16 protein-coding genes are annotated in these 13,838 nt (G+C 42.7%); all 16 read right to left on the bottom strand.

Annotated elements, in window-relative coordinates; genetic code table 11:
- Nucleotides 1-2 precede the first annotated feature (2 nt).
- The 16 genes from CM240_RS03350 to CM240_RS03275 all read right to left on the bottom strand — a co-directional run bounded on the left by CM240_RS03350 (nt 3) and on the right by CM240_RS03275 (nt 13,806).
- Entirely contained in the window at nt 3-311 is a 309-nt protein-coding gene (locus tag CM240_RS03350; RefSeq protein ID WP_009052885.1) for a head-tail connector protein, read from the bottom strand.
- A gap of 19 nt (nt 312-330) precedes the next feature.
- Nucleotides 331-552, bottom strand: a complete 222-nt coding sequence (locus CM240_RS03345; RefSeq protein WP_009052886.1) for a hypothetical protein — start codon at nt 550-552, stop codon at nt 331-333.
- Nucleotides 553-564: 12 nt separating this feature from the next.
- Complete coding sequence (locus CM240_RS03340) at nt 565-1,764, bottom strand: phage major capsid protein (protein ID WP_044036455.1); 1,200 nt, start codon at nt 1,762-1,764, stop codon at nt 565-567.
- Nucleotides 1,765-1,775: 11 nt separating this feature from the next.
- Nucleotides 1,776-2,456, bottom strand: a complete 681-nt coding sequence (locus CM240_RS03335; protein WP_044036453.1) for a head maturation protease, ClpP-related — start codon at nt 2,454-2,456, stop codon at nt 1,776-1,778.
- Nucleotides 2,453-3,709 carry a phage portal protein gene (locus CM240_RS03330; protein ID WP_084485359.1) on the bottom strand — a complete coding sequence of 419 codons (1,257 nt, stop codon included), beginning with the start codon at nt 3,707-3,709 and terminating at the stop codon, nt 2,453-2,455. Before CM240_RS03330 ends, CM240_RS03335 begins: the two co-directional genes overlap by 4 nt.
- A gap of 18 nt (nt 3,710-3,727) precedes the next feature.
- On the bottom strand, nt 3,728-5,326 hold the full coding sequence (locus CM240_RS03325; protein ID WP_051483841.1) for a terminase large subunit: 1,599 nt from the start codon (nt 5,324-5,326) through the stop codon (nt 3,728-3,730).
- A gap of 79 nt (nt 5,327-5,405) precedes the next feature.
- Complete coding sequence (locus CM240_RS03320) at nt 5,406-5,591, bottom strand: DUF5049 domain-containing protein (RefSeq protein ID WP_044036449.1); 186 nt, start codon at nt 5,589-5,591, stop codon at nt 5,406-5,408.
- The gene (locus tag CM240_RS03315; RefSeq protein WP_044036447.1) at nt 5,588-6,037 is read right to left on the bottom strand and encodes a gamma-glutamylcyclotransferase family protein; all 450 of its coding nucleotides are present in this window, start codon (nt 6,035-6,037) and stop codon (nt 5,588-5,590) included. The genes CM240_RS03320 and CM240_RS03315 overlap by 4 nt, the downstream gene beginning before the upstream one ends.
- Nucleotides 6,038-6,074: 37 nt before the next feature.
- Nucleotides 6,075-6,974, bottom strand: coding sequence for an amidoligase family protein (locus CM240_RS03310; protein WP_044036445.1), 900 nt, complete (start codon nt 6,972-6,974; stop codon nt 6,075-6,077).
- A 135-nt stretch (nt 6,975-7,109) separates the two neighbouring features.
- Nucleotides 7,110-7,337 (bottom strand): DUF4314 domain-containing protein, encoded by a 228-nt coding sequence (locus CM240_RS03305; protein WP_019155121.1) that lies wholly within the window; start codon nt 7,335-7,337, stop codon nt 7,110-7,112.
- The gene (locus CM240_RS03300) at nt 7,337-8,125 is read right to left on the bottom strand and encodes a hypothetical protein (RefSeq protein ID WP_044036430.1); all 789 of its coding nucleotides are present in this window, start codon (nt 8,123-8,125) and stop codon (nt 7,337-7,339) included. The genes CM240_RS03305 and CM240_RS03300 overlap by 1 nt, the downstream gene beginning before the upstream one ends.
- Nucleotides 8,126-8,225: 100 nt before the next feature.
- Complete coding sequence (locus tag CM240_RS03295) at nt 8,226-10,376, bottom strand: DNA cytosine methyltransferase (protein ID WP_044036422.1); 2,151 nt, start codon at nt 10,374-10,376, stop codon at nt 8,226-8,228.
- Nucleotides 10,369-11,610 carry a site-specific DNA-methyltransferase gene (locus tag CM240_RS03290; RefSeq protein WP_044036420.1) on the bottom strand — a complete coding sequence of 414 codons (1,242 nt, stop codon included), beginning with the start codon at nt 11,608-11,610 and terminating at the stop codon, nt 10,369-10,371. The genes CM240_RS03295 and CM240_RS03290 overlap by 8 nt, the downstream gene beginning before the upstream one ends.
- Complete coding sequence (gene metK, locus CM240_RS03285; protein ID WP_156930503.1) at nt 11,585-12,766, bottom strand: methionine adenosyltransferase; 1,182 nt, start codon at nt 12,764-12,766, stop codon at nt 11,585-11,587. Before metK ends, CM240_RS03290 begins: the two co-directional genes overlap by 26 nt.
- Nucleotides 12,767-12,783: 17 nt before the next feature.
- Nucleotides 12,784-13,335 (bottom strand): P27 family phage terminase small subunit, encoded by a 552-nt coding sequence (locus tag CM240_RS03280; RefSeq protein ID WP_044039691.1) that lies wholly within the window; start codon nt 13,333-13,335, stop codon nt 12,784-12,786.
- 111 nt (nt 13,336-13,446) lie between these two features.
- Nucleotides 13,447-13,806: an HNH endonuclease gene (locus CM240_RS03275; protein ID WP_009052900.1), complete on the bottom strand. Its 360-nt coding sequence runs from the start codon at nt 13,804-13,806 to the stop codon at nt 13,447-13,449.
- Nucleotides 13,807-13,838: the final 32 nt, after the last annotated feature.

The raw sequence follows: 13,838 nt of genomic DNA, 5'->3' as shown, positions 1-13,838 counted from the left end.
CTCTACACCTTCCAATCTCGGTCAAGTCTAAGCAGTAAATTTACAGTGTTCCAAACTTGTTGGCTTGCCTGGACGTTATCAGCAAAAAAGCCGCCAGTACTGCCATCTCGACTTTCATAGAAGTGAGATGATAACATGATGACGGCTTGCTCTGTAGTTGGTGGCATTTCATTTTCAGAATAATGTCCTTCTGGTAGATGCTGATAACTCTCGGCATAAGCGATAGCGGTGTTGATATACATTTGAAGAAGCTCATCATCGCGTTCATGCTCGAGAATTAAGTTAGCTTTTACTTTTTCAAATAGAGTCATAACCGTCACCATCCTTTTTTTAAGGCGTATCCGCAGTCATGATTCCTGCGGCTTTAAGCTTACTTAGTAAGGCATTAAAGTCTGTCACCAAAGCTTCTACAGTTTCCGCAGTACTTGCTGGTTGATTATCAAGAACAGGGAGCCCAGTTACTTTGGCTCCCTCTTCAATTACAAGCTCTCCACCTATAACTGTCTTTTCCCCGCCTTGTTCGGTGTAGTTCTTTGCGTTATAGCTCATCATTTACACCTCCCATTAAGCCTTCTGCTGAAGAACTTTGATGGCTTCAGGTAAGATAAGCTTTCCATCTACACGCTGGCTCGCAAGGAAACCAACCTGCCCTGTGGTTGCAAAAAGCTCGTTTAAACGTTTGAAAGAACGTCCCTGTCTATCGGCAATCCAATAATATCCGAAATCACCGAAGGCAATAGTTTTAGCTCCAGCTTCAATAGTAGGAGCATAAGCTGAAGTATAAACCGGACGATTTAATAAAGTATCTGGAGTACCTGCTGTTAAAGAAGGCTGCCACAGATATTGACCTTGACCGTCTTTCAGCTTACGGATTGCCTTTACTGTTGCATCATTCATCAGGAATACCGCGTTCTTTCTATATGGCGCTTTTAATGAGTAAACAAGATCGATAATCTCATCTGCAGTAATAGCAGTTGCAGACCCTGCTGTCACTCCAAGCTGTGCTCCGCCTGTTGCGTTGAAAATACCAGTAGGTTTTCCATCTCCATCTCCAACTAAAAAAGCTTCTTCTTCCTTAGCACCGATTCTACGGGCAAATTCAGTGGAGATATAATTCTCCAGATCAAATACACTGTCATTGAGAAGTTCATCAGAAACTTTAATCATTGTACCCAGCTTGTAAGCACCGATAGATGTCTGACCGAATACAGAATCACTCTCATCAAACTCCTCACCTTCGTCAAGCCAAGCCGCTGTACCTTTGGTCACCACAACCGGGATTTTACGATCACCGCTTGAAGTCTGAATAATTTTTGCCAGTTTACGGAATACATTCTCTTCCTCAAGGGTTTGAACTAGGGTACGCTCAAATTCATCAGGAACAAGATATCCTCCCTCTGAATCAGTGCCTACAGATAAGGCGTTTAACACATCATGACGAGGATTTTTGCTACGCATTACGTTCCAGAATGCCTTTCTGTACTCATCACTGGCTCTTCCGGTCTTTGTATCCATCCCCGGAATAGCTGGCTTTTCGGTAAGAGGTGTGTTTACAGGCTTATTAAGCTCTGCTTCAAGAGCTTCTTGACGTTCCAATCTTGCTATTTCCTTACCGAGATTAATAATGTCTTCTTCCATTTTGTCATAGGTTGCTGCATCTTCTGCGGATACAAGCCCATCACTACCACGCTTTGAATCAAGAAATGCCTTTGCTGCTTCCCATGCTTTTGCGCGTTTTTCACGCAGTTCAAGAATTTTACTCATTTTTATTCCTCCTAATATTTCAATAAATTAAGCCGCTCATAAAGCGGCTCTACTGACTGTTTTACAACTGGTTTTTGAAGTTTATTCATTAGTGAATTGGTCACTGCTCTTCTGCTGAATACAAAGCTGTCTTGTAGTGAACTCTCTCCTGGTTTGAACATAATGTCATCTGCAAAACCAAGCTCAACTGCCTTATTGGCGTTTAGCCAAGTTTCAGCATCCATCAGGTGCGACAACCTTGTTCTAGATAAGCCGGTTTTAAGCTCATATGCATTGATGATGCTCTCTTTCACTTCATCAAGCATTTGGATTGCTTTTTGCATCTCCTCACTATCGCCAATAGCTATGGTAAAGGGATTATGGATCATCATCAGTGAGGTAGGAGACATTAAGACTTCCGTCCCTGCCATAGCGATGACAGAAGCAGCTGATGCAGCAATACCGTCAATCTTTACAGTGACGTTTCCTTTATAATCCATCAGCATGTTGTATATCTGAGATGCTGCAATACAATCACCACCAGGAGAGTTAATCCAAACTACTATGTCTCCTTCACCACTCATTAGCTCTTCTCTAAAAGCAGCTGGGGTAACATCATCCTCAAACCAACTCTCCTCGGCAATTACACCGTTTAGATAGAGGGTTCGTGTCTGTGTATCTGTGTCGCGAACCCAATTCCAAAATTTCTTCATTCAGGTTTTCCCTCCAATCCTTCTTTATTTGCGAAAATACCCGCATCTTCAAGTTTGGTCATATTGCCATTGATTAGATATAAATCTCCTCCAAGCTCTGGTGGGATTCGATCAAGGTTCTCAAGCTCCCTAATATCATTGGCACTCATCCAGCCGTTCTGTCTCGCGGTTGCATACCCATTCATTCGAGAAACATAATCACCTCGAAGCAGTCCATCTACATTGAACTTGGCAAAATAAAGTTTCTTTTCATCTGGCCTTAAAAGTGCTCGGCTGATGGTCTGCTCCCAACGAATCACCCAAGGATCTAATGTGTATTTCACAAACTCCAGTGACTGTTGCTCAATATTAGAAAAGCTCGATTTTTCCAAGTCACCAACCATATGTGGAGGCACGCGGAAAATCCGAGCGATTTCATTAATCTGAAACTTTCTTGTCTCTAAAAACTGAGCTTGTTCTGGTGAGATACCAATAGGCTGATACTTCATCCCTTCCTCAAGCACTGCCACACGATGGGAGTTGCTGCTTCCTTGATAGGCTGCATTCCAACTATCCCGTACTTTTTGAGGGTCTTTAATGGTACCTGGATGCTCAAGTACCCCTCCTGGAGCAGCTCCGTTAGCAAAGAATTTAGCTCCATATTCCTCACAAGCAATTGCCATACCTATAGCATTCTTAGCCATTGCAATCGGCGAATAGCCCACTAGTCCATCAAAGCCTAAGCCAGGTATATGAAATACATCACTTGGTCTAAGTGTGACTGTCATACCTTTCATCGTAGGTGCTTCATCAGAATACTTAGTATAAGTATAATAAAGAGCGCCACTGGAATCCCGATCCACCGACATTCGATTAGGCATTAACGGATATAATGCTATGACTTCGCCTTTGCCATTTCGAATAATTTGTGCATAGGCATTACCCCATAATAAAAGATGAGTCATTAACGTTTCTCGGAAAACGAAAGAACTCATCTCTGGGTTAGGTTCATCATGTAATAAAAAATACAGCGGATGAGAAAGAGCCTTTTCCTTACCACCGCTTGCAGTGTATTTATATAGGTGTAGGGGGAGCCCTGCCACAGCCTCTGCAAGTATTCTTACGCATGAATAGACCGCTGTCATTTGCATTGCTGTATGTTCGTTTACAGGCTTACCGCTGGTTGTTCCACCAAAAAAGAAGCTGTAATTGCTTCCTGTGGTTCGATTTTGCGGCTTATCACGCGCTTTGAAAATATTAGAAAACAATCCCATCTGCATCACTCTCCTTTGCTACAAAATAAGAAGCCCTCGACCGTCATAAACAGAGTTACCTGTTCCACCTTTGCGGATTGCTCGGTCAAGAGCCATAATGGTAGCGACTGCTCCATCTATTCTTTCAGTTGATTTTTCTTTATCAGGCTTGATATTCCCAGCAGGATCAGTACGTATAAAGATATTATCCATCATCCATCGCAAAACCGGATGTCCACCATGGGCCAGTTTCTCCTCTAAGGTAAGCTTCATTAATTCCTTTGTAGGTGGACTCATATCTTTAAATCCCTGACCAAAAGGAACTACCGTAAATCCTAGGTTTTCTAGGTTCTGAGTCATTTGCACAGCTCCCCAACGGTCAAAGGCTATTTCTCGGATGTTATATTTCATACCAAGTTCTTCAATAAAACTTTCAATGTAACCATAATGCACCACATTTCCTTCAGTGGTGTGTAAAAACCCCTGTTTCTCCCATACGTCATAAGGTACATGATCACGCTTTACCCTTTGATCCAGATTATCTTCCGGAATCCAGAAATAGGGAAGGATGATATATTTATCTCCCTCATACTCAGGCGGGAAGATAAGAACAAATGCTGTAATGTCAGTGGTAGAAGATAAGTCCAAACCACCATAGCATGCACGCCCTACAAGGCTTTCTGGGTTTATAGTAAATGCACATTTATCCCACTTTTCCATAGGCATCCAGCGTACCGACTGTTTAACCCATTGATTTAAACGGAGTTGTCTAAACAGGTTCTCTTCTGCTGGATTTTGCTTTGCACTTTCACAAGCAATATGAATCTTTTCTATGTCAACGGTAATGCCCATTGAGGGGTTGGCTTTCGCCCACACCTTTGGATCGGTCCAGTCATCATTCTCATCAGCACCATAAATAACTGGATAAAATGTAGGGTCAACCTTTCGCCCTTCAAGGATGTCTTTAGCCTTTTGATGCACCTCGTAACAAATGGAGTGTGTATCATTTCCGGCAGTCGTAATTAAGAAATACAGTGGCTGCTTTCTTGCATCACCAGAGCCATGAGTCATGACATCGTAAAGCTGTCTATTTGGCTGAGCATGAAGTTCATCAAATACAACACCATGCACATTTAATCCATGCTTGGTATATGCCTCTGCAGATAAAACTTGATAGAAACTACCTAGAGGTTTATAAACAAGTCGTTTTTGCGATAGTACCGGTTTAATTCTTGCTTTCAGAGCTGGACATTGTTCTACCATATCCACTGCTACATCAAAAACAATGGAAGCTTGCTGTCTGTCAGATGCACATCCATATACTTCACCACCATGCTCAAAATCGCCACAAGTAAGCAGTAAGGCAACCGCTGCTGCAAGTTCAGATTTTCCTTGCTTTTTAGCGATTTCGATATATGCAGTATTAAATTGACGGTAGCCATTGGGCTTTAAAATTCCAAAAACATCGCGGATAATCTGTTCCTGCCAGTCTATCAATTCAAATGGCTGCCCATACCATTCTCCCTTGGTATGCTTTAAGCAATTAATAAAAGACACCGCATTATCTGCAGCGTCCTTATCATATACCGAACCATCCGCCTTAAAGATGGTCGGCTTATATTTTTTTAGTTTACGTATAGCCGCCACCTCCTTATGGATACGAAAAAAGGAACCCCCTAAGAGTTCCTTAATATTTTATATAGTTGATTAGGCTATTTTATTTTGTTTTGTCTTCCCCTGTCAGAATAAAATGGACATATGCTTCTTTATCCTTTTCAAGGTAATCTACTAGCTTACTATAGCCTTCTCTTAAAGCAATGCTAGTCACAATCGGGATATCAAACATATTTGTTTCACCTGAATCTCGAATGGCAAGTATTTGTTTTTTTATGGTTTGGTTCATTCATTATCCTCCTCAAAAGAATCCGCTACCGCCTTACGCAGAATCTCTACATCAAAACCTGCACTTTTATAGCCATCTAGAATGGTGCTGTAATAATAACAGCTTGGCTGGCCTAATGGCCTTCCTTCATTCATGATGTAGACCATAGCCTGCACAGTTTTACCATTCAATCTCACTTTAATGGTTTCTTTACGATATAAAAATGGCCATCCTTCATAGCGGTCAAGAGCCGCTTCATCTGCCGGTGTGATATCCCAGACTAACACTGGAACGCTTTCGCCTTTGAAAGGCTCTATGGTTGCCACTGCTCCCGCATGTGATCCTCTAAAAAGCAGCCGATAACCTTTTATTTTACTTGCCCCAACTACCTTGGCTGTGGGGCATCTGTTTGCCATTTGCTCCAGATTAAGATTAGAACCATAGGCAAGATATAGTTTGTTACTCATTGTTTTCCTCCTTCCTAGCTTAGGACCTTAGGGCAGCTCAGGCCGCCCGAAACCGCCAAGCTGCAGAACCTGAAAGTGCTGCTGTTAAATGCTCTCTGCAGTTTTTGAACTCTTCTCCTATAAACCCAATACGGTTTAGGTAGGTTCTCATGGCAAACTTTTCATTTTCTACTTGAGGCTTCTTCGCAGAGGCAAATTTTTGCGTTAAAGCTTGGTTGTTTAAAGCTAAGGCAAGAACAATGTAGCTTCTGATCTTGCCTGCGTGCAGCTCGCTATTAAAGCCTCTAAGCTCAACCGTATGATTCCCAGTAAAAAAGCTATGTAGATTAAGGAAATGGTATCTACTATTGTGGTAATGTGTACCCCTGCTTTCGCTGTAGCCTTCGTACCAAATGTCCTCAATCTGCCTCATGGTCGTTGGCTTTTTGTGGTTCATCTTCTCAACTAAAATGCTATCCATCTTCTTGCAGTAGCGCATTCGCTCTGGTGCAATCTGTAGTGCTTTATAAAAAAGATCGTTTTTACTTGCAATAATATTTACAAAGTTTCGGATGCTTCTTGGTGTATGGTTGGAGCCATCTAAATGAATGTGAATTCCACAAGAAGTGTTTGTAAAGGCTCCAGCTTTGCGAAGCTTTCTTACTAGCTCCTGCAAAGTTTCAATGTCCTCCCGGTAGGTTAGGATTGGGCTAACCAGCTCAACGCTATAATCTCTACCTGCAGCTACTTTTCTTCTACCTTCTTTTCTTTGGCAGTTGATGCTACCATCGTACATAAACTTCCACACGCGCCCATCTGGAGCTTTTACCTTCTTAGTGTCGTAGTAAGTCCCGCCTTCACTATAAGTGCCTTGCAAAAACTCTGCAGCAACTCTGGCTGCCCTTTCCCTTGTAATCCCTGTAAATTCAATCTCGATTCCGAATTTTGCACTTAACATCGTACCTCACTCCTTTTAAAGTGTTTTTATCCTTTCGGCATGTACATATATCACTCTAAAAGGCTTATATAGCAAGACAATTCTGCAATATAAATCTACATATTTACTGCCATATTGGGCTTAAAATGTGTATTTTTATTCTTCGATTTTCTTGCATAAATCCTCTCCAAAAACCACTCCAAGGGAACTGCCTGAATCCCAACTGACGTGGATAGTTCCCATATCATCAACACTAGTAACTGTACCTTTATCTCCTGGCTGAAGCTTGGTATAAGGGTCATTCATCTTAAGTAGCATAACACGAGTTCCTGGAGTGTAATAACTTCTAAGTTGCTTTAGCATTTCTGGATGAATGATATTCATTATTCACTCACCTCCTCATGCTTAGTACTTCCGCTTTTGAAGGCAGAGCTACCCGACAGTTTGGAGAGGAGAATTTTTCGTTCTGTTTTGTATTCTGGCCCGATAAAGCCAAGTCTTAGAAGGAAACAACGGAAAGCGTACTTTTCATTCTCCACTGATTTCTCGGTCGAGTTGACGCGAGTCTGCTTCTTTGCCATTTCACAAAGTGCTGTTACAAAGTGGGTATAAGCCTTAACCTCCTCTGCGGAGCACTCACTCTGGAACCAAGGGAAGGTTATAAATTCCTCATTTATGATAATGGGAATAGAGTCAGTATCAAGTGCTTTCTTTATAAGGGTTTCTTTGCTTTCTACCAATCCTTTTAGGTTACCAAGTGCAGTTTCGCTAAAACCCTCCCTCGGCATTTGAATAATCAAACTAATAGCTTCTTCGGTTTCATTTGATTCGTTGTATACGGGAGATTCTTCGTAATCATTATATGGGCTTACCCTTCCACCAAGAGCCGCTTCATAGGGAATTTGAATATTTTCAGGAACAAGCTCTGCTTTTGGAAGTGGTGTGTCATATTCTTCCGTAGCTGCCTTGAAGTCATGAAAGCTTAATAGAGCATCAACCAGTTCAGAATTATCTGGTCCTCTGACTACTCCATTTTTGTCAATATTGTAGTCTGCCACCTCATATGCAAATGTAGGTGCTCCAAGATATCTTACAGGAGCATTCAGTTTTTGGCTGATTGCGTTGACTAACTCTTTTCTTTTTGCTCCTGTGACATTATAGTTTATCTGCATTTTTATACCGCCTTTCTATTTTCGGTACATACATATATCACTCTAAAGGCTGTTAATATCAAGTCATTTAGGGCATCTTTCTGTAGAAAATACTGTTCCATTAATCGGCGGTATTCCGTGCAGATAATACAATGCCAGTCAGCACAAAACAGACGCATGGAAGTGCTACACCATTACCCCACATTTTGTACTCAGCTGAATCAGAATGGGGGTTGTTAAGCCATTTAATAATTTGCTTTCTTGTTTTCGGCTTGCTACTCTTACCCATGATTTTGCGATGGGTTTCCCAAACCTCCGTCCAGAATGAAATTTCATCCTCTGTAGGGTTTTCCGTACCGAGGTCATCACACCAATCATCAGGGAAGCCTTGCAATCTTCCACATTCCGTTGGTGTAAGCCTTCGAACGATATAGTTCGGTTCAACCAATCCATTTTGATAACCTGGATTGGTACCATTAATAATCGTATTTGATGTACCGTCTTGTCTGTAGCATTGACTTTCGGCTTTCATCTGAGGATAAAATGAAGCTGGGTGTGCCACTGCCCCAGGTCCCTTTGCCGTGAGCGTAGGTTGCTGCTCTTCATCTATAGCAGGTTTATATAGCGCGTTCTTTCCTTGGTTAAAAGCTGCCCTATCAATACCGTAAGATGGCTGAGTCACAACAGGGGCATCCTTATAATCTCTCGACAATAACGTTGGCGCTTTATCTTCTTCAACCTGGGCATAGGCTCCAGTAGTCATGGCATAGGCAACAGCATGACGATCAGCGGTATTAAGTGTAAAAGAAACATCCTCATCTATACCGCTTCCTTGGGGATCCTGCCTTCCAATCATCGAGCCTTGAAGAGCAACTACTGCAATACCGCCTTGATTACATCCCGGATTTCCACCATTAGCATCGATGGTTCGGGAAGTATCTGCTTTATATATACCGCTGTGAGGATTGCTTGACTGCATAGAGTTGCTCTTATCAGAACAGATACCAAATGCAGTAGGCACAAAAACAGTCTGGTCATTGTTGCATCCAAGGGTAGCAGACTTATCATCCTGAATTAACGCACCTTTACCGCCACCTTCACACCCGGAACGAATTTTTAACGTTTTAGGAGTGTTCATAACAAGAGGTACATTCCCGCCACCAGTCCCCATACGAGAAGTAAGCGTCTGTACTTTATTATCTTCTGAGAGTTTCACACGGCTATCAGTTGGGTGGTTTTCTATTACAACAGCTGTTTGATTATCACCCATGCTTGCACGAAGTGCTCCACTTATATTTTCATCCGTGTGCCCGCCAATGCGTGAAACTGCACCTGGTTCAAAGGACATGACTGTACCTGGAACAACACCCGCTCTAAGGGTTGGGGAGCGTTCCTCCTCATAACCGACACTTCTACTCTTAGCACTGTGTTCGGTACAAAAACCGCTTGACTGCATGACGCAAGGCTGATGCCCGTGTTCCTCTGCTCTAAGTGTTGCAGTAATATCTTTAGAAACAGACATCACTCTTTCGCCTTGATCATTTAGGCAGGTTATGCTATTGCCTGTCTTTCTAGTGCAGTTTTTAGCATTTCCGGCAGTTCTTTGCCACGGGCTGCCGCTCGGCGTAAAATTCCTTGGCATGCCTTCGGACTCAAATAGTATTTCTGCGGCACATCTGCCTGCAAAATCTGCGACAAGGTAGATTCTACGACGACGTTGGGGTACTCCGAAATATTGCGCATCGATAGTTCGGTAAGCCACACTCCATCCGTCTCCCATATAGATGTCAGCGTATGGCCATCGTCCTTTTTCAGGTAAAGGCACCGAGGTGTTCGGCTCTTTGACACCGATGACCGCTTCGAGGACTGCCCTAAAGTCCTCTCCTTTATTTGACGAGAATGCTCCGGGGACATTTTCCCAGACTGCATACCTTGGATATTGTCCATTGGTCTTACACCTCATTTCCTTGATAATTCGTATTGCTTCATAAAAAAGGACGGATTGTTCTCCGTCCAGACCCGCTCTTTTACCCGCCACACTCATATCTGTGCAGGGAGAGCCAAATGTTATGATATCTACAGGTGGAAGCTCCGCACCATTTAATTTGTTTATATCCCCATAGTGTTTCATCTGTGGGATGCGTTTGGTCGTAACTCTTATAGGAAACGGCTCAATTTCAGATGCCCATAAAGGCTCAATGCCACAGAGCAGACCGCCTAGAGGAAAACCTCCGCTCCCATCAAAAAGAGAGCCGAGTGTCAATTTACTCATCTGCATTCACCTCCGGCAGGTCACAATATCTGATTTTCGAACCATCTCTTAAAACAAACACACCATCTGAGTTTCCAACTTGCTCAATATACCTTTTCACAATGACATCACAGTACTTTTCATCCAGTTCAATGGTGTAGCAGATTCTATCTGTCTGCTCACAGGCAATCAGTGTGCTTCCTGAACCACCAAAAGGATCAAGCACGATACAATTAGAAAGGCTTGAATTCAAAATAGGGTAGGCCACAAGTGCAACTGGCTTCATCGTAGGATGATCACTGTTTTTCTTCGGTTTCTCAAATTCCCAGATGGTGGTCTGCTTTCTATCGGAATACCAGTTATGCTTGCCTTTCTTTTTCCACCCAAAGAGAATAGGTTCATGCTGCCACTGATAAGGAGAGCGACCGAGAACAAGGGACTGCTTTTTCCATATACAAGTACCGGAAAGATAAAATCCTGCATCGGAGAATGCTCTTCTAAAATTGAGTCCTTCGGTATCCGCATGGAATACATAAATAGAAGCGTCCTTTGCCATCGCTGCTTCGGTGTTCTGAAATGCTGCAAGCAGGAAATCGTAGAACGCTTCGTTAGCCATATTGTCATTTTTGATTTTTCCAGCAGTGCCTTCATAGTTAACATTATATGGAGGGTCCGTAACTACCAAATTAGCAGTTTTCCCATCCATCAAGACATTAAAGGTGTCTTTCTTTGTACTGTCTCCGCAGACTAATCGATGCTGCCCAAGTAGCCAAATATCCCCTAAATGCGAAACAGCGGGCTTTTTCAGCTCGCTGTCTACATCGAAATCATCTTCTTTTATATTATCCTTAAGGGAATCCTTGAAAAGATCCTCCAACTCTCCCGGGTCAAAACCTGTCAAAGACACATCAAAGTCTGAAGCATTTAAGTCCGTGATGAGAAGTGCTAATTTGTCTTTATCCCAATCACCACTTATTTTATTTAGTGCAATGTTCAGCGCCTTCTCCTTTTGCTCATCCATTTCAACAACTACGCATTCTATCTCATCCATGCCCATACTCAGCAGGATTTTCAAACGTTGATGGCCTCCAATGACTCTGCCTGTAGTCTTATTCCATATTACGGGTTCTACATATCCAAACTCCTCAAGGGAGCGTTTAAGTTTCTCATATTCCGGATCACCCGGTTTTAAATCCTTCCTTGGGTTATATTCAGCGGGGATGAGTTGTTTAGTTTTTATCTTCTCTATCAACATACTTTTCCACCGCCTTTCTAAATTCACTGTACTTATTTACATCCTCCCACGGGAATAGACAACTATTAAAGTGACCATAAGCCGCGGTGTCAGAGTAAATCACATTTCTAAGACGTAGATTTTCAATAATGGCTGCAGGTCTTAAATTGAAAACTTCCTGTGCAGCAAGAGTTAATATTTCGTCAGAAACAATACCTGTGCCAAGGGTATTTACATAAAAGGCTACAGGATTTGCCTTACCAATGGCATAGGATATACTAACTTCACATCTCTTTGCATATCCACACCAGACGATATGCTTTGCAATGTACCGAGCCATATAGGCACCGCTTCGGTCAACTTTGGTGGGGTCTTTACCACTAAGTGCGCCACCTCCATGGGATGCAAGTCCTCCATAGGTATCAACCATAATTTTTCTACCAGTTAAGCCTGTATCGGCAGCGGGACCACCTTCGACAAATCTACCAGAGGGGTTAATGAGAATTTCTGTTTCATCATCAAATGAGAAGTCCTCAAAGCACTGCCATAGGACATTGTTAAGGATATCTGTCTTTAGTTCTTCCTGTGTTTTATTCTTATCATGCTGTACCGATATCACAATAGTCTTTATTCGCACTGGAGTGTCTCCTTCATATTCCACCGTCACCTGCGCTTTACCATCTGGGTGGATACCTTTTATCAGTTTCCCTTTTCGGCAATCATCCAGTCTCTTTACAATCCTGTGAGATAGTACAAGGGGTAGGGGAAGCATTTCTCCTGTTTCCTTTGTAGCATAGCCATACACAGTTCCTTGGTCTCCAGCACCTATCGAACCATACTGTTCGTTTATCCCATTTCTTACTTCCAGTGCAGTATCCACGCCAGTTGCAATATCTACACTTTGTTTGTGTACAAATACATAAATCAAGAATTTAAGAGGGTTGTATCCAATCTCTTTAAGGACATTCCTAACAATGTATCGGATGTCTATTTTCTCGCTGCAGGAGATTTCGCCCGCCACGATAATTTTCCCTTTGGTTGCCATTACCTCACAAGCGACACGTGATGCTTTGTCTTTACGTAAACATGCTTCTAAAATGCTATCTGCTATGATGTCGCATAGTTTATCAGGATGTCCAGCACATACACTTTCAGCTGTTAAATATCTTTTACTCATTACATATCTCCTCATCTTTATTTTCCTCTGCGGGCAGATAGCAGTCGCTCCATCACATCGTCCTGTGGGTTTAAACCAGAATACTCTGTAGCACAATTCTCTTTAACGATTTGATAAATCTCCATCCATAGTCTGTTTGTCTGACTCATAAAGTTCTGACTCATAGCTACATAAGGACTTTGAATAGCATTGCCGGTAGTTGGATGCTTGGCAAGAAAACCAAACTCAGTTACCGCCTCCTCACACTGTATCCATCTGGCCGCACTCATGGCATATCGTTCTAGAAGCTGTGGGAGCACCAAATGGGCACAGCCTCGCTCCTCAAGCCATTTCCAAGTAATTTCATAAATCTCGCTGGCTACTAGGGTTTTCCCGTCCTTTTGCACCGCTGAGAGCATGGCCCTTGGCTTTGGCATTTCCTGCCCCTTTAAATCAGCGGTATTTTGGAAGTCGATAATTTCTAGCTTTCTCTTACCTGGATTACCCTGTGCAATTTTATCTATAAGTGCTTTCTTTTTCTGACCAGATCCAATACGAGCACCACCTCGATTTGTACCATCTTTGGCCATTAACTCACCTCTTTTCTTATTAGGGGTTATTACCCCGTTTGAAACTGCGACTTTTTGCACGAAGCCCCACGCCCGTTGCACATTTAAATAGCTGTGGAGATATGACTCCCCCTACCGGGTTCCCCAACGGTCTCCATCTCTTGCTGTGATAGCTGAGTGACAAGGAGTACAAAGAGCCATTAGGTTGCTTTCATCGTGTGTCCCACCTCGTGCCAAGGGAAGGATATGGTGCACTTCAGTTGCTGGTGTCAGCTTTCCTTGTCTTTTACACTCTTCACATAGTGGATGGGCTGTAATGTAACGGTCACGTATTCTTTTCCATGCACGACCGTAACGCTTCCTCGTTTCAGGATCTCTCTGATATTTTTCATAACGAGAAGCTTCCTTTTTGGCATGCTCCGGACAAAAACGTCCATCTGTCAGTTCCGGACAACCAGGAGAAGAACATGGTCGTTTTGGTTTCTTTGGCATTTCGTACCTCCTTTGGACATGCAAAAAGCCCC

Origin of the sequence: Clostridium bornimense (genome assembly GCF_000577895.1) — a bacterium.
In the GTDB taxonomy this organism is placed as follows: Bacteria; Bacillota; Clostridia; order Clostridiales; family Clostridiaceae; genus Clostridium_AN; species Clostridium_AN bornimense.
The sequence above is the reverse complement of the archived record's forward strand: the minus strand, read 5'-3'. Positions and strand labels throughout refer to the sequence as shown.